The 19,898-nt window shown below is 53.0% G+C and carries 14 protein-coding genes; 3 read left to right on the plus strand and 11 right to left on the minus strand.

Annotated features, from left to right (window positions below; genetic code table 11):
• Positions 1-3: 3 nt before the first annotated feature.
• The 9 genes from O4H31_RS17675 to O4H31_RS17715 all read right to left on the minus strand — a co-directional run bounded on the left by O4H31_RS17675 (position 4) and on the right by O4H31_RS17715 (position 10,505).
• Positions 4-942: an endo alpha-1,4 polygalactosaminidase gene (locus tag O4H31_RS17675; protein ID WP_269347917.1), complete on the minus strand. Its 939-nt coding sequence runs from the start codon at positions 940-942 to the stop codon at positions 4-6.
• Positions 943-956: 14 nt separating this feature from the next.
• Complete coding sequence (galE, locus tag O4H31_RS17680; protein ID WP_269347918.1) at positions 957-2,090, minus strand: UDP-glucose 4-epimerase GalE; 1,134 nt, start codon at positions 2,088-2,090, stop codon at positions 957-959.
• Between the two features lie 28 nt (positions 2,091-2,118).
• Complete coding sequence (locus O4H31_RS17685) at positions 2,119-6,012, minus strand: hypothetical protein (RefSeq protein ID WP_269347919.1); 3,894 nt, start codon at positions 6,010-6,012, stop codon at positions 2,119-2,121.
• A 380-nt stretch (positions 6,013-6,392) separates the two neighbouring features.
• A complete protein-coding gene (locus O4H31_RS17690) occupies positions 6,393-7,127 on the minus strand; it encodes a hypothetical protein (RefSeq protein WP_269347920.1) in 735 nt (244 codons plus the stop codon).
• A 24-nt stretch (positions 7,128-7,151) separates the two neighbouring features.
• A complete protein-coding gene (gene csgH, locus O4H31_RS17695; RefSeq protein WP_269347921.1) occupies positions 7,152-7,526 on the minus strand; it encodes a curli-like amyloid fiber formation chaperone CsgH in 375 nt (124 codons plus the stop codon).
• A 29-nt stretch (positions 7,527-7,555) separates the two neighbouring features.
• Entirely contained in the window at positions 7,556-8,158 is a 603-nt protein-coding gene (locus O4H31_RS17700) for a hypothetical protein (RefSeq protein ID WP_269347922.1), read from the minus strand.
• Between the two features lie 43 nt (positions 8,159-8,201).
• On the minus strand, positions 8,202-8,681 hold the full coding sequence (locus tag O4H31_RS17705) for a hypothetical protein (RefSeq protein ID WP_269347923.1): 480 nt from the start codon (positions 8,679-8,681) through the stop codon (positions 8,202-8,204).
• Positions 8,682-8,876: 195 nt separating this feature from the next.
• Complete coding sequence (locus tag O4H31_RS17710) at positions 8,877-9,935, minus strand: CsgG/HfaB family protein (protein ID WP_269347924.1); 1,059 nt, start codon at positions 9,933-9,935, stop codon at positions 8,877-8,879.
• Between the two features lie 93 nt (positions 9,936-10,028).
• Positions 10,029-10,505: a curli assembly protein CsgF gene (locus tag O4H31_RS17715; protein ID WP_269347925.1), complete on the minus strand. Its 477-nt coding sequence runs from the start codon at positions 10,503-10,505 to the stop codon at positions 10,029-10,031.
• 526 nt (positions 10,506-11,031) lie between these two features.
• Here O4H31_RS17715 and O4H31_RS17720 point away from each other — a divergent pair.
• Positions 11,032-12,663 carry a hypothetical protein gene (locus O4H31_RS17720; RefSeq protein ID WP_269347926.1) on the plus strand — a complete coding sequence of 544 codons (1,632 nt, stop codon included), beginning with the start codon at positions 11,032-11,034 and terminating at the stop codon, positions 12,661-12,663.
• A gap of 754 nt (positions 12,664-13,417) precedes the next feature.
• On the opposite strand, the gene O4H31_RS17725 is transcribed toward O4H31_RS17720, so the two are convergent.
• Positions 13,418-15,241, minus strand: a complete 1,824-nt coding sequence (locus tag O4H31_RS17725; protein WP_269347927.1) for an ABC transporter ATP-binding protein — start codon at positions 15,239-15,241, stop codon at positions 13,418-13,420.
• 8 nt (positions 15,242-15,249) lie between these two features.
• On the minus strand, positions 15,250-16,530 hold the full coding sequence (locus O4H31_RS17730) for a glycosyltransferase (protein WP_269347928.1): 1,281 nt from the start codon (positions 16,528-16,530) through the stop codon (positions 15,250-15,252).
• A gap of 122 nt (positions 16,531-16,652) precedes the next feature.
• On the opposite strand from O4H31_RS17730, the gene O4H31_RS17735 reads away from it, so the two are divergent.
• A complete protein-coding gene (locus O4H31_RS17735) occupies positions 16,653-18,083 on the plus strand; it encodes a glycosyltransferase family 4 protein (protein WP_269347929.1) in 1,431 nt (476 codons plus the stop codon).
• Positions 18,084-18,328: 245 nt separating this feature from the next.
• A complete protein-coding gene (locus O4H31_RS17740) occupies positions 18,329-19,753 on the plus strand; it encodes a TolC family outer membrane protein (RefSeq protein WP_269347930.1) in 1,425 nt (474 codons plus the stop codon).
• The last annotated feature ends 145 nt before the right edge of the window (positions 19,754-19,898 follow it).

Genomic DNA, 19,898 nt, shown 5'->3' on the forward strand with positions numbered 1-19,898 from the left:
ACGTTAGGGCGCCTCCGCGACGGGCGGTTCAAGTGAAGAGAAGCTGCCATCCGGAACAATATAGGGCGCATAACCTTTGACGCGGGCTCTCTTAACCATGTCTTCGGTTTGGGCTTTTGAGGTGAAATCCAGCGAGAGGACTGGGATACCTTTGGCAAGGTAGTCTTCTTGCAAAGCGGTGTGCAAAACAGGGGTATCCGCGCCGCCAAACCCATCTTCGATCATAATACCGTCGATCGCAGCACGATATGTATCGAATGCAGCCAGGTTTTCGGGTCCGGCATCTCGGCCGACAAATACCCCATTATTTACAATAATTAGAGCGTTACAGCGTACTGTACGGGCCTCGATTGCAATTTCTTGAACGAGAGACAGCATGATCTCAGCCGCTTCGGGCACATCTGAAGGCATGCCTGGCGCTCTGCCTTTTAACGAACCTGCTACAAAATAATTTAGCGCGTCATCAAGGAAAAGACCGTCGACGCCCGTGTTCATCAAGCGGATGGCACGCTGCCGAAGTATCTCTCGCCATTCGCTTCGCCAAAACGCGGCGAGCTTGTCGCCAGTTGATGTTTCGGGTCCAAGCCACGGTGGCGTTTTCCCGTCTTCAGGCCAGTAATCGCGCCAAGGCTCTACCTCGGTGAGGTTCAGATAGGCCAATACGGGCCGCTCACCTTGACGGCGAACCCGCTCCATTTCTTCTGGGGTGAAGGTGACTTCACGCCCATCTGACGTATCAGCTGCGCCTATTTTTGTCGCTTCGATGATCAAAAGACCATGCGGTGCCTGCGCCAGTGTTTCCGCCTGAAACGAAGCCCCCCAGTATTGAACACCATAGCCGGATTTGAGCGCCGAAGTGAGCCGGGCGGTTCTGTTATCAGCCGGTTCTGGGCAAGCTTGGCCGGGCTGAGAGGCCAATGCAGCCGCTGCTGCGGCAAACAAACCGAGAAACCTCTTCAATTAAGGACGTTTCGGCTGCCAGAGGTGAACTGGTGGGCTCTGTGCGGGTCTGTGTGATCGGATGTGGCTTTATGTGTTACAGGGGGCATGCGCATGCCAATGTTCGACTTGTCACGCTCACGCTTTTGAAAATTCCAATGATCACGGCACATTTCTTCGAGATCGAGCTCAGGCTTCCAACCAAACAAAGCAAGACTGAGCGATGGGTCTGCCAGTGAAGCCGGAACATCGCCCGGGCGGCGCGGACCAATCTGATAAGGAATTTGAAACCCGCAAGCTTTGGAGAAGGCGTGAAGCACTTGCAGCACCGTATGGCCCTGACCCGTGCCCAGGTTGACTTTGCGATGAGGCGCATAATCTGCCGAAGATGAAAGCAGGTGCTCTACCGCAGCGACATGTCCGCGCGCAAGATCAACGACATGGATATAGTCGCGGCTACCCGTGCCATCGCAGGTCTCGTAGTCACTGCCATGGATTTGCACATAGTCTCTGATCCCTGCTGCGGCCTGGGCGATATAGGGAAAGAGATTGTTTGGCACACCGCGGGGGCACTCTCCAATGAACCCGGATGCATGGGCTCCGACCGGGTTGAAATAGCGCAACGAAATAGCCTGAAAGGCGGCCAAAGAAGCTGCGGTGTCGTCAATGATCTCTTCGATCATGAGCTTCGTCCGCCCATAGGGGCTAGAGACAGAGGTGGCAGCTGTTTCGCAGGTGGGAAGCATCTCAGTATCGCCGTAGACCGTGGCCGAAGATGAGAAAATTAGATTTTTGCATCCGACTTCCCGCATTGCCGAAAGCACTGATACCGCACCGGTAATGTTGTCATGATAATAGAGCAGCGGGTTGGCGACGGATTCCCCCACAGCCTTTTTACCAGCAAAGTGTATCACCGCGTCAATCTTGTGGCGTTTTAGCACGTCCGCCATCAACTGTGCATCACGCACATCACCTTCCACCAACCGCACATCGGCGGTGCCTGCAATCAACGGTATTCGTGCAACCCGATCACGATCAGAGTTTTCAAAATTATCGAGAATGACGACAGAATGACCAGCTTTCAAAAGCTCCACTGTGGTGTGCGAGCCGATGTATCCTGCCCCACCAGTGGTGAGAATACGTCCCTTCATTGTGCTCTCCTTCGCCATATGCTGTCTATCACAGCATCCATGACCCATCATTGAACTGGAAGTTTTTCGTATCGAGTTGGGCACGCTCAAGACCGACAAGATCGACAAGATAATCGTCTCCAAAGGTCAGTCTCGTTCCTGTCTCGTAATCTACAAATGCGTTGAGGATATCTTCTTCGGTTTGCCAGGGGGAGGTTGCTGCATCAGAGCGCCAATCCAACACAAGGAGTTCTACAAGAGGATCGAAATCCAACACCTTTGTGCCAGCGGACTCCATCTTGATGACGAATACATCCTCTCCCGCGCCGCCCATCATCACATCCGAGCCGCCCTGGCTGGCAAGCATATCATCCGCAGAGCCACCAATCATAATCTCATTGGCAGATGTGCCTGCTGTACTGCCCTCGACATAGTCCACTGAGAGTGCGTTCAGCCCCTCTTCCAACACCAGCGTCATCCCCTCGGACGTCACTTGGCGGGCAGTGAGCGCACCGCGAATAATAACATTTCCATTACCCCAATCAGCGCCGAGATTGAGAGACAAATCCCCCCCGCCGTTGATTTCGGCGAGAAGATTGCGCCCATCACCGCTGAGCGACACCAATTCTGATCGGTCCGGAAGTGCGGTCAAACGCGTTACGTCTTCGACCGCTCCGCTTACGGCAATCTCAAACTGCCCCCCGCCCTGCGGCAGGAAGATTTGGGTGCCTTCCCATGCATACCAGCCAGATACCGCGCTGATCTGTTCGCCGACATCGAGAGCAAAACGCCCGGCGGCATCGCCAGAAATTATCTGCGCGGTTATGCTGTTATCTACCCGGTGAAGTGTAAGTTCGCTGGCTTCAAATGTTCTGATACGTTCAGCGAGGTCTTGGCCCGTGACAAACTCGGTTCCGGATGCATGTGCTAGGGCAAGGAAACGATCAAACAGCTCGTAAGTGTAAGAAGAGGCCTCATTATCGAATGTCCATTCGGTCGGCCCGTAATCATGCCATGGAAAGGCAATGATAGGAGTGTCGGCATTGTTGGTGATGTCTTCAAGCTCTGCAGCCCACACGGCTGCGGCCTCTTCCGGGGGAAGATTTTGAAAGTCGAGCAAAGAGAAATCGAAGCTCATGTTTGGCGCAAGATATACTGTTTTTTGGTCAGGAGTGAGGTAGCCGAAGGCGCCCGGGTAGCCGGCCCCTTCGCCAGAATACCCCCCCGACAGATAGTCAAAGAAGCGGATGATCTCGAGCGATGTATCAAGCGTTTCGGGGGCACCCGGCACGGCGGCTCCCGTGATATCGATGCCAAGCCTTTGAGCGATTTCAAGCGCAGAGGTTTCAAACTGGAAGCGGAAGGAATTGTTCAGCATTTCCTGCTCTGAGACGGATAGCTCCCAAGGGTTAAGACTATCGGGATCGCGCGGATCAATGCGCGCGAGCAAGTCCAACAATTCAGGGGTGTCGCCGTTCAAGAGGTTTGTGTCTTCTGGGTGTGTGTAGCTGTGTGAACCGATCTCATTACCCATGGATAGGATCGCATCGTAGTAGGGAAGAGAGACGGACCAATCGGTCTGCTGGTCTGGTGGGTTTGCTCCTACATTTATGTAATAAGACCCCACGAAGTCATATCGCTCTTTCCAATCTGCCAGGATGGGTACGAGACGATCATAGATTCCTTCATCCAACACAGCCACGTCATAATATTCTTGGCTTTGGTCCATGTCGTTGCGCGAATAGAAAAGAGATGAGCTGCGCGACATTTGCAGCCCGATGCCGGCTGTGGCCACATCGTCTTTGGCGACCCAGTCTATGGCTTCGTGCAAGATATTGGAGTTGCCGATGACCGCATCTGTGGCGAAGTGAACATTGCGGTTGTCATTGATCTCTGTGGCAATGACGGCCTCTTCTGAGGTCCTGACACCGTTCTGTGTTAGGACTTGATCAAACAAAATTTCAGCTGATCCTGTGATGTCTTTAAAGTGCAGATAGGAGCTCAATGCCTCATAGCGGTCGATTGAGGCCCCGGGGGTATAGCCCTCAAGTATTGGGTGGCCTGCATCTCCTGCGATCACTTCCACCCCTTGTGTCGAGCCAAACCCGTCAAGGGTGACCCCGAGGAGAGATTGCATGCGTGCATAGGAGTTTCCGGCCAATGCTGCCCCGGTCTCATCATTGGTCATGAAATTGCCTGCAGCGATAAGCCCGGTTCCGTTTTGGGCGGCGAGGCTCAACGCCTGGGTGATCTCATCGACCTGATCTGCTCGTACATTGGCAAAGCTGGGAAAGACCAAAGCATCGTATTGCGCGAGAAGCTCTGCATCGGTCAGGGCCGTTTCATCCAAAAGATCGAAGGGAAGGCCTGACTGCATCGCCTGGTTTTGGGCGGACATGATCAATTGACCATAGTTCGTAATGTTGAAGTAGTTTGCGGCCGTGGTTTCTGAATAGACGATGCCAACGCGAATATCAGGCGCATCCGGGAAACTGACGGACGTGCCCGCAATTAGGTTTTCGTTTGCATAGTCCCCTGGAAGATAGATAGAATTATTGATATCAGAAAATAGGCGTATTTGGGTTTCAAAGCTGGCAGAACTGCGTGGCAAGGCGATCTCGGCTGAACGCCCATCTTCTGCATAGCGGATTTCGAGGGCTGAGATGAACACTTCGCCCGCCCCCCCTGTATAAAGGCCCGCAGTCCCGTCCTCGGCGATTTCAATGTTGTATTCCGCCCCACCAGCAAAGCCCCAGATCTGATGACCTGTAGAGCGGTTTAAGTCGGTATCCAGCCATATGGTTGTGCCAGCATTGATCCCTGCATCAGACGTAAGGCCAAAGACGGCCCCTTCTTCTACAACATCAGCAAAAATCTGTGCGCCATTGTCGGCCGTCGCATAGAGCAAAGTTGAGGCCGGGTGCTCAGCCAAAGTGCCATCAACTACATAGGGGCCAAAGGCGATAGGAGCCGGTGAAGCGGTCTCCCCCACAATAAGATCTGTGTTTGAATAATCCCCCGGTAAAAAAACCGAGTTATTCACGTCTGCCAGAACACGAACCGCTTCGGAGATACCTGCATCGGCCAAGGAGACAGCCACTTCTGCGATAGTATGATCGGCATTGTAGCGCAGCTCGAGATCACTCACAAAGACCTCCCCCGCGCCACCGCTATAAAGAGCCGCAGTGCCATCTGCGGCAATCTCGATGTTGTATTCTGCACCGCCGGCAAAACCCCAGATCTGATACCCCGTGGCAGGATCAAGGTCTGTGTCGAGCCAAATCGTCGTGGTTTGGCCGATCTGAAGAGGCGCATTGATTGCAAAAACCGCATAGCCTTCCGAGATCGCGCCGTGTAGCACCGTGCCATCGTCGGCTGTATAGAGCGGCGCGCTCCCGGTCCAATCCGCTAAATTGCCATCGAGCGTGAACTGCCCCGCGGCAAAGGGCGCGGGTCCGGATTGCCCGCCCGGCCCGACGATTAGGTCGATGTTTGAATAGTCATCAGGTAGAAAATACTGATCATTCACATCCGCAAAGACGCGCAGATACTCTTGCAATGCCAGCACGGAAGAAGGGATTGCCACTTCCATGACGGTTTTGTCGGGGCTGTATTGCACGTCGAGCGAAGCAACAAAAGTCTCGCCTGCGCCACCAGAGTAGAGCGCCGCGGTTCCGTCTGCCGCGATTTGAATGTTGTATTCGGCCCCCCCCGTGAACCCCCAAATTTGGTAGCCGGTTGATCGGTCAAGATCCGTATCAAGCCAAATTGTGGTGTTTGCGCCAATGGGGGCGGTGCCACTGATTGCGAAGACCACACCATCTGGCCACGTCTCCCCGTAAAGAGAATACCCGCCTGATCTTGTTTCAGTGAACAGTGGGCTGCTGCCTGCCCAATCGCCTATGTCTCCGTTGATGGTTTTTGAGCCAATCTGAACTGACATTCTGCGATCTCCTAAGCGGGTTGGCAGGTCTTACATGCAGGGCCACCTGTCTCTTACTTATCCGCTGGAGGAGGGCTGAGGCGCAATTGTGCAGAGGGCTTAGAGCAACGCTGTGCTTCCTATCACAAAGGAGGATTTTGCCAAAAAATTGCACCCTTTGGTGAGCAGGCTATCCTCCTTTTGATGTCTCTCACATAGAGCCCAAAACCATCATGGCGGGGGCAGGGGCCGACGAACGCTCAAGCTTGGGCCATGAAAAATGACCTTAGCTCCTAGACAAAATCAGTCCGGCAGTACTCTGAACCCCGCTGCGCGATGTGAGCGGTTCTAGGCGGTGGAGCTCAATCCATGCCTGGCTCACGTCTGCGTATAAATCTACATTACGGCATTTGGAGGACACGGAAGGTGACGATCGGCCACTCTTCCATTCTGAGCGCTGTCATCGCGAGCCAAATGGATGTGTCTCCCACGCGAGCGCGGCACCAATTGCCGTCCGAAGCAGTCAAACATTGATTTAATTTTACTTCGGTGCCGGTGGCAACATTCCCTACTATGGCGGCGTCCCGGCGCGGCAGGGCGCGGGCATTCAGGTTCACCAGCGTCTCGACAGTGACATGGCCAACTTCATCATCAATGTCCGGAAGCCGAAGCATTTCGGTTTCGGCACAAACTTGTGTGAAGCCTACGAAATAGCATTTATGTTTACTTAGGGCGGCAGCGATTTTCTTACTGTTGCCGTCTCCCGCGGCCCGTTCCATCACAGCGGTCCGGTCGGTGTTCGCCAACTCGCCTGTGACGCGAAACTGATTGCCTCCCATGGCTGCGATCAGTTCGTCTTCTTTCGAAAGCAGAATTCGTCCATCAACGATTTTCCACGTTTCGATAGCACCAAGGGGCTCGGTGCAGCCCTCGGTAGAAGCCTCCAGGGCCTGAGCGTTCTTTTGCTGTGAAAGCGTGATGGAACAGGTCTGGCCATTGCTCCTAAAGGAGCTGTCAAACACGTACCATTCGCCGGAAAAAGCTTTGACGAATTCGGTTTCGGACTGAGCAAATGTTTGGCTTGCACCCAACAGGCTTACGGCTGCAGGGAGTAAAATACGCTTCAAAAAATTCATCAAACTATCCGTATGGTATGGCAATCACTTGGGCTCATGACCCAAAGAGATGGTCGTACTTCCAATGATTGCGCCGCGGGCGCGCAAGGTCAGCGAGACCCGGAGGGACAACCCGTCTTGGGTCGAGATTTGTGTCGAGCCAACGATATCAGAACTTCCCGGAGTAACTGAGACATCGTTACTTTGTGTCATGTCAATACTGCCCCCGCTGTCGGTTTTTTCAATCCGTAAAGTCGCCTCTATGTTCGCGGTCTTAAGGCCAATGACGCGACCGGATATTTGCAATGTTGTATTTGCCGGGGTGATCGTAAGTTCAGGTAGAGCAATAATGGGCGGTTCCGCGCGCGCTTCACCGATCATCCCGAGTAGCGCTATAAGAGCCGAAGCGATTAAACGCATGAAATGCATTCTTCCTATCGGCGAAGGACTCACCGGGTCTGCGTGACAATAACCGTCGCTCCGTTACTGACAACGCTTGGATTGCCGAAAGCACTGGCGTCACCTTGAGTGATGTTGTTCCCATTTTGGGTCCATGTCACATTGGCGTTGGTCACGTTCAAGGTTTGGCTGTTGCCGTGACCATTCTGTATCAAAACCCCGGTCAGATCATCCCCAGCGACATTAACTTCACCAGTGTTGCGGTTTCCAGTTTGGCGGACTGCGCCAATAGAGCGATTTCCAGAAACGTCGATGATGGCCGCATTGCCGTTGCCCGTCTGGGACAGCATTCCTAAAGAGAGTGCGCCGCTTAGGTTTATGTCGGCATCATTCCCAGAGCCAATCTGAACAGCGGGCAGTGTTGCAGGGTCGAGTGCCGAAGGGGATGCAGTAATGAGCGTTGCGTCATCAGGAACCCCCATTACTGTCGATCCCTGAGAGGAACTTTGGTCAACAAACAAAGTGTTGCCTACAGGACCAGCGAGGGTGCTGTCTTGCACGATATAGAGCTTGTTTTCATCAGCAGCTGAAAAAGAACACGAAGCTATTAAAGCTGCTATTGCGACGATGCTACGAACCGGGACCACAAACATTTCAAAGAACCCGCTAAATTACAAAATATATGCGGTATCAATATCACATCCTTTGATCGATTGCTACGTGGTTGTTCTGGCCTGTCTGGCTAAAGACTGCACGTTGGTAGGAGCCCACTTGAGAGATTTTAGCCTGATTTTCTGTGCCAGAGATGACACCCATAACTTCATTCGCATCCCCGCTTTGTGTGATTGAGAAGAAGTTCTTCGCCCCAGTGATCTGGAGGGCGGCGGATTGGCGGTAGCCGGATTGCGCAATGATGCCAAGATCAGAAGTTAAAGACCCCTCAAAGTCGGTTTTGAACTCTCCAGTTTCTATATGGCGTGAATGCGCAGAGATGGCGATGCTGGCCTGATGCCCACTGCTCGGTATGGTACGTAGGATCAAAAGTTGGTTGGTCTGCTTTAGGTGAATTATTTCTAAAGGGTTGTCTCCTGAGATAGGCTCTGCACTCCCGTGAGTGATCAAGCCAAATGCTATCAGGAAGATGGCGGCACCTATAATGCGGAGATGCACAGACATGGAGTGTATCATGTTTGTCCTTTAGGAACTTTGAGGCTTCTAAAGGTTTGACTGCGAATGGGGCGGTTTTATGGAGGGCCTGAGGCTTCGTGTAGGCATCCTTGCGCGAGAGGAAGGCTGCGCGCGGAAGAAGGCCTTTCGCGCTACTTTTATTGCCGCGCTGAAGCTTTGCGCCCTAAAAGTGACCGGGGGACGTTATCCTACTGTTTCGCCATTCTGAGGACCTTCAGGGGGTAAGTCTGGGGCGGCGGAGGTCGGTTGTGGGGGCAGGCGGCGCTCGGTAACCTTCCTGAGCACAGCAGGCGCCCGGCGAAGGGGGCGCGTTTCGACTGTCAGCGCTGCATTTCTGGTCTTCGGGCGCACAATTGAGCGGGCAGATACCGGGATCGCGCCCTCATACTTCTGCGCGCGGTATCCGTTGACAAAGGCCTGGCCGGCATTTTTGTCCGCGAAGGACCACACCCCCAGCTCCGCACCTTCGGCAATTAAGGCCATCACGGCTTTTTCGATGGCCTGTTCCACGGCGACCTGTTTGGGTTCATTGGCCGCGTAGCCGGCTTCGCTCTCAAGCAATTTGTCTAATTCGATGTATCGAAAGATGGAGCCGCGGTCGGCAACCGACGCGATGGGTTTGCGCACGACCACACTGGCCAAGACCTCGCCTGTGTTCGTTGAGATTGCGCGCAGAGAGACGGTCACGAGATCCAGCTTCCACTTCCGATCCCCACCGATCCCCAGATAACGGGCGCCAAAGCCCCCGGTCATCGTATTGCTGTCATACCCAATGATCCCGCCTTGAAGGATAATCCCAGAATGATCGAGCGGTCCTAGGGCTGCAGGGTTTATCTGCTGCTCATTGCGATAAATCCGCCGCATCTCGGTTACGATCTGACGCTCTCTAATCAAGGATTCCAAGTTTGAACGGTCAAGAACTGAAAACCAACGCCGCTCGCCCGCGTCCTGTAGCGCCTTGATCAGCATAGGAGCGCCACCTTGGGTAACAGCGCGGGAGAGGGATTGGACGTTTGTGGGTTCTTTGTACTGTCCCGTTAAATCTGGAAAGTCGTAGACGGAGACGGTAATTCGCTGCGCCGGGGGCGGCAGTTCGCGCAAGGCGCGGTTTTGGGCCGTCACTTGGCTTAAGCTCGCCAGATGTTGTCCTTCGGTCACCTCTGACAGGGTTGGCGCGCAAGCGCCCAGTCCTAAAAGCAATCCAGCCGCAGCGAGTGATTTTAGGGTGCGGCGGTAAGCCATTTTGTCATTCCTCGAATATTTGTTTCTAAATGGTTTGGCATTCGTTTTGAAGCGGGCAGCGCTCTTATACGCTTAGCCACGGCGTATTTTGTGTTAAGAGTTTCCGGTAACCAGTTGTGGTACAATAATTTCTGTAACCGTTCCATCTAATGAATCGGTGATAAGAAGTGTAATGCTCTCCAAAGAGCGCGTGAATTGCACAGTGGTGGTGCCAAAGGTGACGAGGCCAGAGTCCTGTGGGCTTTGACCAAAAATCGCATCGGTTACCTGTCCTGCCAATGCGGACAGCAAGCGTCCTTCGAGTTGTCGAACGAACAGGTCTGCATCAGACTGTCCAGGCGTTGCATCCTCGCCAGCACCGCCGCCAAGGCCATCATTCGCATCAATAGCTGTTGCGCTACGCTGTGCGCTGGCGGTGGCGAGGAGGTGGCTGGAGTTTAGGCTGTTTCCGCCAAAAGCAGGATTGATCGGCGTGTAAACGAGATCTTGTGCAAATGTAGAGGTTGCGAAAGCGCCGCTAGCAAAAACCACGCAGAGCACAGCAGATACAGACTTGGCCTTATAGTTCATCTGCAGACTCTCCGACTGTATAATGCGCTTTAGTGAAATGATGCGCTTGAATAAAATTACTCGCGACGCGAGCATTTGCCCAAATCTGAAGCAGACTGTCAAGATATCGGCCCAATCTTGTCCCTTTTTAAGAGGTGGGTTGCAGTGCGTTGTAACAGTGAGCCAGAACGCGCCAGACGAACCAGTTTGTTGTGCGAGCGAGATGGGTAGCATCATTTCGAAGAGCTTCCTGCTTTGATAAAGCGGAAAACAAGCGGTCCAACTCCCTTTACTTGGTGTTCTGATTCGCGAAGAGCACTGGCCCTAATCGCAAAATTATGAGGGGATTGTTTACGTATCAGTATGCGCTAGCAACCTTTGATTGATTCATAATGCCGTATACTACTTTTAAAGATGCAAATTGGGCTGAAAAAGGCACATTTATTGACGAAAATGAGGCGAAGGCAGTAGCCTCCCTTTGATCTTCAAAGTTTGCGAATTGTCGCACCTGCTGCCCGCAGAAGATCAATCAACGAGGAGAATTTTAATGAATACTTTCAAAAGCGCACTTCTTGGCGCCACTGCCCTAACCGCCGTCGCATCCGCAAGCTATGCGGCAGGTGGAAACGAAAGCTATACAAGCCAGTCAGGAAACGACAACACCCTGGCGATTGAACAGATCGGCGGCAACCTCGCCGGTGATAGCACTCCTGATCGTACAATTACTCAAAACGGAAACGATAACGAAATTGATCTTTTTCAAGAGAACCTGGGAGGCACTAACCGAATTGGCTCTGGTGCCGCGATTCAAGGAAATCCAATTGGTCAAGGCGTAGATCAGATTGGCGATAACAACAAACTGGACGTGAGCCAGTCAGGTGCGTCCTTGGATGTATTTGACATCCAGCAGACAGGGGGGGCGGCGAACGATTCAAACATTACAACGATCACTCAGACAGGATCGAGACAGACCGTAAGCAATATCAATCAGACGTTCGATGGATACGGTAACTCCGATGCCAACGAAATCACCATTCTGCAAAGTGGCAAATTGAATTTAATCGGCAACACTTCGTCCGGTCCACGGTCAGATGGCAGCGGTATTACGCAGATTGGCAACGGCAACTCTGCGACGGTCGACCAAAGTGGGAACAGCCAGTCAGTCTATACTTTAAAACAGCAAGACACCAAAAGTGGGTCTGGGTCGAATATTGCTACAATCACTCAATCAGGCAATGTGGGTACTGCAGGTGGCAGTCGCGTTCAGCTGGTTGATCAGTACAATTACGGCTCTCTCGACAACACTCTGTCGATTACTCAGGAAGTTACCGGAAACGGTAATAACGGCAAAGGTGCATTCTCCAGTGACGGTCCAGCAGCTCTTGTTACTGAGGTGCAACTTGGCAACCAGTCGTTTGCTAAACAAACAGGTGGCGGAAACGATCTGACCTATTCGACGGAGGGTGAAGCCAATAAGTTTGGCTTTCTCCAGGCGGGGTTTAGCAACATGATCGACAGTGTCAGCAATGGCATAGGCCAAGAAGTGGCGATCCGGCAAACTGGAAGCGACAACGAAACCTATGGCGTTCAAACAGGGTCTCACAACTCTGCCGGTATTGAGATGGATGGGAACCGCAACTTTGTCGACTTTTCCCAAGACAGTACTGCTGGGGCGATCAGTGACGGCAACAAACTCGCCATTATGATCGCGGGGCACGACAATGAACTCACATCTACTCAGACCGGGTTGAACAACATGGCCGGGCTGGATGTAACTGGCAACCGAAACCATCTGGATGTGGATCAGAGAAGTGCTGCTGGTGGCAACACGATGAATGTCATGATCGCTGGCAACGACAACAACAACTACCCGACCACCAATCCCCTTGTCGGAGATGCAGATTGGGCCCGGGATAGCGGCCTAGCACTGAGCGCAATGTTCTCTACTCTTAATCAAGGAGACCTTTCTCAGAATGGTGACGGAAACAGCCTGACCCTCAATGTTATGGCCGATAGAAACGCTTTTGCGATGCTTCAAGATGGCACCAACAACGAAATTGTTGGCGAAATCTCTTGGGGCTCTGACAACCAAGCTGTCGTTGCGCAGGTCGGCTCGAACAATCTTGCCAACTTCACCATTGCCGGGATCGGCAATGTGACTGGTATCGTTCAGCACTAACGATCGGGATGTAAGAAAGTCTGGAAGGGCGGGTCATTTGAGCCCGCCTTTTCTTTGTAACTGGGCGATTAGTGCCGTTTGGTGCTGTCAGTTGGACGTCTGGTATCGACGTGGGGCGGCGAGCGAGCACACTAATGATCTGGGCACGCCGTACCTCCGGGCGGAAGGCCTGCATTAAGATGCGTATTTCCAGCCCCAGAGACAAACTGTCTTGTTCGTTGAGGTGAGAAGCTCGGTGCAGACCCCTTGGCCGCGTCGCGAAAATCTGCTGTCTGTCGATTTGACGCAGCCTCGCCCTTTAAAGCAGCCGCCTAACTTGCGCGGCCCGTTCCTTGGCATCATTTGCGATCGGATCACTGACGGTGCCGGGTACCAACTCGCTAAGCTTGAACTGGGGTCCGACCCAATGCAGCGTCAAGCTGCTCTGTCATATCATAAAATAGCTCCAAGGCGCGGTCTCTGGGCAAGTTCGCAGCGCGCGCCTCCCCACCTCAAGGTTCCGGCTTTGGCTCTTCGCACTATACGGCTGTCTTGCTCTGGCGTCTGCTGCGTCCGGTGCGCGCCATCTCAATTTGTTTCCGACCAGCCAGACGATCTGTCACGGGAGGCTCACCTCCAGGGCGATATTTTCATCTGATAGCTTATGGGCTATTTTGGGGACCCGCCCACCTGAGATGAAAGCGGTCATCTGGAACAGAACAGACCCAAGCTTGCTCGGCCCAGGCAGCTTTAAATGAGGACGATATGTTGCAGCTCACCCATAGCTGTTGCGTTGGGCATTGAACATCGCGGCATAAAGGCCTTCTTTTGCCATAAGCTCCGCGTGGGTGCCTTCTTCGACCACGGTACCTTCATCCAACACATAGATATTGTCCGCATGTGTGACGGTCGAGAGGCGATGGGCGACCATGATAGTTGTTTTGTCTTTCGAGAGCTCGCGGATGGCGTCGCGCACTCTTTCCTCGGTGCGCTGATCGAGGGCCGATGTTGCTTCATCCAACAACAAAATCGGGGCGGAACGGAGAAAAGCGCGGGCAATAGCGATGCGCTGCTTTTGTCCCCCTGACAACTGAGAGCCTTTGGGGCCTAAAGGCGCGTCGCCGCGATCACGCATCAGCTGATCGATGCCAACCAGTTCTGCGGCGCGCCAAATCTCCTCTTCCGTAGCGTCCGGGCGTACGTAACGGATGTTTTCGTAAATCGAGCTGTTAAAGATGACGATGTCTTGTGCCACCACAGAAAAAGACTGCCGCAGCTTATCGATGCGTAGTTCCTTGACGGGGGTGCCACCGATGGTCACCACCCCCTCACTGACATCATAGAGCCTAGCAATCAGGCTGAGAACAGAGGTTTTGCCCGATCCGGTGGCGCCAACAATTGCCGTTACTTTTCCCCCTTCAAACGTCATGTTTACGCCGCGGAAAAGGGGATGTTTCTCGGAATATTGGAAGGTGACGTTGTCTAGGGCGATATCTCCGGCGGGGTTGAACGTTTCTATGGCATTGGGCGCATTGGTGATCGTCGGCAGCTCCCGGTAGAGCGAACGTAGGCTGTCGAGGATAATCAGACTGGCTTGCATAGAGACAAAGAAGGCGGCAAAGCGACGTGCTGGATCAAAAATAAGCGCCATGCCGATCATAAATCCAATTATGCCGGCGCCATCCATTTCGAAGGCGGGGCTTAAGGCCATATAGCCGCCCACCCCAATGATCAAAACATAGATGATAGCAGCGAGGATATCGACTGTCGGGCTCATCATGGCTTGTAGCTTTTGAAGACTGATTGTGAGGTCTTTTATCTCGCCGGTGGCCTTATTGAGACGGGCTTTCTCTACTGGTTCTTGGTTTGATATTTTGACGGTGCGCATGCCATTGGTCATCTCTTCGATGCCAGACATGTAGTTGCCCATAGCATTCTCGGCGTTGGCCTGAGTGCTTTTGATACCCTGTGAGATCCGCCGAACAACGATCGTAACAGTGGGCATCACAATGATGACCAGCGCAAACAAAGCGGGGTTTTTCCAAATCAAATACCCTGAGACGGCGATGATGGTGACGGAGTCGCGGACGGCATTGACCGTGGTCTGCCCTATAAATCCCGAGAGGTCTTGCGCTTGGTTGACCAGCCGCAGGATAATATCACCGGACTTTGTTCGCTCGAAGAATGCTAGGTCCAATGTCATCATGTGATCAATGAGATCACGGCGCATTTTGAACACAGCATCACTAGCCAACCAGGCCGAAAGCCGAGGAACCCAATAAGACATTATGGCGCGAATTGCAAAAATTGCGAGTACCATGCCACAGACTTTGATGAGGCCAGAGACATTGCCGTCGTCGAAAATCACCCGAAGCCCACTTTCAGTGAGGGCAATGAACTGCTGATAGGCAAACCCTTGAACAAGGATCATTGCCATCACCAGCCCCAACCAGGGCGCGCGTTGCTTAAGGTAAGAGGACCAGAACCAAGCAATGTTGTCCTTGTCTTGGTCATTAAATAGCGGCGCACGCTTTTTGCCTTTGCGCGCTACTTTAGGCGTATCTGCCTGCGCAGAAGCGGTATGATCTTCGTCGGACATGGCTTGCTTTATGGCCTAGGAGGCGCAGGGGATACAGTGGCAATAATATCTGTCGCAACGTCTTTCCAAGTGCGCAGCGATGTATGATTGCTTCGTATCTTCTCTTTGGCCGCCGCATGGGCTTTGGGGTCGCTGTGTATTTTGTCGATCAAACTGGCAAGCGCAGTTGGGTCGTTAGGGTCAAAGTATTCCGCGAGATCTCCCCCCACTTCCCGCAAAGCGGGAACATCAGCTGCAAGGCCCGGGGTTCCAAGCCATAGCGCCTCCCCAAGTGGCAATCCGAAACCTTCCATGTGGCTAGGGATGACCAAAGCGAGGGCTTTTTGATACAGCATTCGCAAGCTGGCTTGGTTCGGGTCAAGTATGACCTGAACTTTATCTCTGATTGGGGCGAGTTCAGGACGTTCAAGATATTTGTCTGTTCTTTTTCTATGAGCTCCAGCCAACAGAAACATCGGTACAGGGCGACCTGTATTATGAAGATGAACCATGGCTTGAAGGATGCATTCGAGGTTTTTACGCCCGGTCATCACCCCCACCCCTAAAAGGTAGGGTTTGTCAGGGATGGTTATTTCCACGGTTTCGTCTGTCTTGCGCAACTCATGGGGCAACGGGACTGGAACAACAGGAGGAAGGATAGGCAGGTGGCCTGAGGCAGAAAAATGTTTGAGCTCAGTTTTAGTGAAGGCGGAGTTGGTCATCACTGCTTCAGCGTGGCTGATGACAATCCGATTGTCGTGCGCAAAATTACGCGCAAACATGCTTTGGCTCGGGTGGGCGAACTCATGTAAGGGGATCATATCATGAACTAACGGGTAAAACCGCATCTGTATATTTTGATTGTCCATGGCTACAAGATAGTCAGCCATCATTTTAGGGCGTCCCAAAGACACTAAAATTTGGCCTGACAGATCAACCTCTCGCAAACTATTCTCAGGCACCGCTCGCTCCCATCTTTTGCGGCATATGCGCTTCACGATCATACGAAAGAGTGGGTAAAGTGCATCTCGCACAGGGTGGGGCTGAGGGAAGCTATATCTAAGACGCAGAGGCTTTGCTTCGGGTGAGATGTTAGGATCACAGGCGCCTGTTGGAGAGTTTGCGCCGATACGGGGTTCGACCTCGAAAAAACGATCATGGGCAGGGGAAAATACAACGAAGCGTACATCTGCAGGAGAGCAAGCGAGTTCATAGCCCACTTCCATAACGGTTCGCGCAATTCCATAGTACCGAAATTTTATGCCGGAAGAAAGGAACTGTTCTGAAAGGTCATAGTATATAGGGCTCATAAGTCCTCTTATCATTATCCCTAGGGGTTGAGGAACACGGAAATGTTCGTCAAGAGCGGCGCAGCAAAAGGGAATATTACCTCTCTTGAAGAGAGCGCGCTAGGGTTAGGAAAGCACAACCTATGTACTACATCGATGTGACAGATATCCTGATCTACGTGGAGAAAGAAACCACAGTTTCAGGAATTCAGAGGGTCTCTTTTGAGGTCATTCGCCGTATGGTTGCGCGCTTGGGCGCTGACAATGTTCTGTTGAGCTTCTGGGATCGAGGGCGGAGGGAATATGTAGCGATCCCATCTGGCTTCATACAAGATATGGAGGAGTTTTCCCCTGACGTTCTGGGGACTGTGTTTTTTGGGAAGAAAGCGCGTAGCCAAGGAGATGCCGCCCCGACCTTGGTACGATATCGCAATAAGCCGCTAAAGTATTGGCTGCACTATCTGGCTCGCGCGTATCACGCGTCACTTGGGCATGAGAAGTATTTTGCCAAGAAGGGGTCCAGCATTGAGGAATGGCACGCGTTCAAAGCGCGACAAGGTTCTGGTCAAGCGAAAGTGGCCGAAGAAACACCGCGGTTGAAGGTGGCTCAACAAGCCAAGCCTGGCGATCAATTGATCATCTTAGGGGCAATTTGGAATATTGATGGGCTGGAGGCGGCCTTCCAGAGCTTAAAGGACGACCAAGGCGTCGCGATTTACCAGCTCGTCCACGATTTGATCCCGCTGGTTGCTACCGAGCATATCGCCGCGGATTTTTCTGGAGCATTTTACCAATGGCTGCTTTCTTCAGCGGGCTATTGTGAGCGCTTCCTAGCAAACTCACAAAACACCGCGCGCGATTTGAAGGCCTTTATGGATGAGATCGAGCAACAACGCCCCGTCGATGTTGTGCCGTTGGCGCAGAAATTTAGCGTCGTGCATTCCCATAGAGTCAGTAATCCGGCAAAGCCTATTAAATCGCGTCTTAGTAGTTTGCGGGGCGTGCGGCTCGGTGTACTGAACCTGACCAAGACACCGTATGTGCTGGTTGTCGGAACAATGGAGTCGCGTAAGAATCTTTGGTCGCTTGCACAAGCTTGGCAACGCTTGGCCCAAACTCCGGGACTGAATGTTCCCAAGCTTGTCTTTGCAGGCAAGCCAGGCTGGTACAATGGTGATTTTGAAGCTCTCATGGAAGCCACGGGAAACCTGGGAGGGTGGGTGCAGTTCGCAAAGCAACCCAGCGACACCGAACTTGGGTTTTTGTATGAAAACTGCCTTTTTACCGCGACGGTCAGTTTCTACGAAGGGTGGGGTCTGCCTATCGGTGAGAGCCTATCGTTCGGCAAAACAGCAGTGGTTGCGCAAAACTCCTCCATGCCGGAGGTTGGCGGCGATATGGTCGAATACTGCGATGCCCATTCGATCAGCAGCATCTACGATGCTTGTCATAGGTTGATCACAGATCCGGAACACCGACGCGCGCTGGAGAAAAAAATCAACGCCACGTCTCTAAGGACATGGGATGAGGTTGCACATGACATCGAAGCAGTTTTGGACCAAAGCCGCCGTTGAGCAGAGCTAAAGGAGATATCACGTAGCAAATGCTCCCCCACTGTGTCATACTCTTCGATAATATCACCCGCATTACATCATAGTTAATTGCCCCTAATCGGATTGCGCATGAGGTTGCGTTTGTTCAGAGAAGAAGCGCTCGCCGCTTTGGGGCTTTTGAGCTTTATAAAAAAGCGGGAAGAGCAGAACGCGTTCACTCTCGTCCAGCGAGGAAGATGACGCGTAGACAAAAGGCGAGACGAGTAATGTATCTATCCCGTTTTAAAAGAACCCTGTGTCGCATTGGTGTTGCCCTGCCGCTTGCGCTCGCGTTGGTGGTGCCGCGTCCGGCTTTTGCCGAAACATTGGCCGATGCTTTGGTAGGAGCATATGAGCGCTCCGGGCTTTTGGAACAAAACCGGGCTTTGCTCCGGGCAGCGGACGAAGATGTCGCCAGCGCCAAATCAGCGTTAAAGCCCGTGCTGCGTTGGGCCGGAGGGCTGACACAGAGTTTTGGTTCAACCCGAACCTCCAGTTTGGTGTCATCGCAGTCCACCGCAAGCCTTACTGCCTCCATAAACTTAATTGGGGAGCTCTTGCTTTACGACTTTGGTGCGAGCCAATACCGGGTTGAAGCTACTAAGGAAACGGTACTTGCCACCCGCCAGACCTTACTTGACCTCGAACAGCAGGTTCTTTTGCGCGCCGTGGCGGCCTACATGGGGGTCATTGAAGCTTCTGATGTGGTGGCGTTGCGCAATAATAACCTGCGCCTTTTGACCCAAGAGCTGCGCGCCGCGCGTGATCGGTTCGATGTAGGTGAGGTAACTAATACCGATGTGGCAATTGCGGAAGCGCAACTGGCTGAGGCCCGCAGCGGATTAGCGGGGGCTGAGGGCGCGTTGCTGCGCGCTGTTGAGGAGTATCGCAATGTTGTGGGCCGAACGCCGAGCAACCTTACCCCGCCCCCGCAACTTCCTAATGTAAGCGGCAATTTAGAAGCGGCCAAGGCCTTGGCCGTACGTAGGCATCCAGCTGTACTGGCCGCCCAGCATCAGGTTGCAGCCGCGCGGCTGGCGGTTAGCTCAAACGAATCCGCTATGTCCCCTCGGATTACGCTCCAAGGCAATTACGGGCTGTCTGAGACATTTGACAGTAAGCGCTACAGCCGCAGCGGGAGTGTTGGTGTAGAAGCGGGTCAGACAATCTATCAAGGCGGGGCGCTGTCTTCCGCAGTGCGTCGGGCAATGGCTCAAGAGGATGCGCAGCGCGCAAATCTTCACGTTGTAAGCCGCGAGGTCGCACAAGAAGTCGGAAACGCTTATGCATCTTTGTCTTCAACTCGCGCACAGCTTGAAGCCTCTGATCGGCAGATCCGCGCGGCACGTACGGCCTTTGAGGGGGTGCGGGAAGAGGCAAAATTGGGCGCGCGCACCACGCTTGATGTTCTGGATGCGGAACAGGTTCTATTAGATGCAGAGTCGACGCGCGTTACTGCCCGCGCAAATCTCTATATTGCAGCCTATGCTGTGTTGGCCTCTACTGGGCAGCTTACTGCGCGGGATCTGGGTCTGCCTGTGCAACTCTATGATGCCGCCGCGTATTATAATTTGGTGAAAGACGGTCCGGCTAAGTATTCCAAACAAGGGCAAGCGCTGGATCGCGTCCTGCGCGCCTTGCAAAAAAACTGAAACCTAGGAGGCGCCCTCAGGGCTTCATGGCCCTAGCTGAGCCTAGATCATGGCATTAAAAGTGACCTGCTCCCCTTAGAGTCCGCGTTCTTTAGTTCGCTCTGTTCAGGGTTTGGTCCTCTACTGACCTTTGGTGATACTCCCA

Origin of the sequence: Sulfitobacter dubius, assembly GCF_027214245.1 — a bacterium.
In the GTDB taxonomy this organism is placed as follows: domain Bacteria; phylum Pseudomonadota; class Alphaproteobacteria; order Rhodobacterales; family Rhodobacteraceae; genus Sulfitobacter; species Sulfitobacter dubius_A.

Coding starts and splice junctions, on each gene's coding strand:
- O4H31_RS17720 (WP_269347926.1), top strand. CDS start 11,032: ATGAATACTTTCAAAAGCGCACTTCTTGGCGCCACTGCCCTAACCGCC.
- galE (WP_269347918.1), bottom strand. CDS start 2,090: ATGAAGGGACGTATTCTCACCACTGGTGGGGCAGGATACATCGGCTCG.
- O4H31_RS17700 (WP_269347922.1), bottom strand. CDS start 8,158: ATGTTTGTGGTCCCGGTTCGTAGCATCGTCGCAATAGCAGCTTTAATA.
- O4H31_RS17685 (WP_269347919.1), bottom strand. CDS start 6,012: ATGTCAGTTCAGATTGGCTCAAAAACCATCAACGGAGACATAGGCGAT.
- csgH (WP_269347921.1), bottom strand. CDS start 7,526: ATGCGTTTAATCGCTTCGGCTCTTATAGCGCTACTCGGGATGATCGGT.
- O4H31_RS17730 (WP_269347928.1), bottom strand. CDS start 16,530: ATGAGCCCTATATACTATGACCTTTCAGAACAGTTCCTTTCTTCCGGC.
- O4H31_RS17705 (WP_269347923.1), bottom strand. CDS start 8,681: ATGTCTGTGCATCTCCGCATTATAGGTGCCGCCATCTTCCTGATAGCA.
- O4H31_RS17735 (WP_269347929.1), top strand. CDS start 16,653: ATGTACTACATCGATGTGACAGATATCCTGATCTACGTGGAGAAAGAA.
- O4H31_RS17740 (WP_269347930.1), top strand. CDS start 18,329: ATGTATCTATCCCGTTTTAAAAGAACCCTGTGTCGCATTGGTGTTGCC.
- O4H31_RS17710 (WP_269347924.1), bottom strand. CDS start 9,935: ATGGCTTACCGCCGCACCCTAAAATCACTCGCTGCGGCTGGATTGCTT.
- O4H31_RS17715 (WP_269347925.1), bottom strand. CDS start 10,505: ATGAACTATAAGGCCAAGTCTGTATCTGCTGTGCTCTGCGTGGTTTTT.
- O4H31_RS17690 (WP_269347920.1), bottom strand. CDS start 7,127: ATGAATTTTTTGAAGCGTATTTTACTCCCTGCAGCCGTAAGCCTGTTG.
- O4H31_RS17725 (WP_269347927.1), bottom strand. CDS start 15,241: ATGTCCGACGAAGATCATACCGCTTCTGCGCAGGCAGATACGCCTAAA.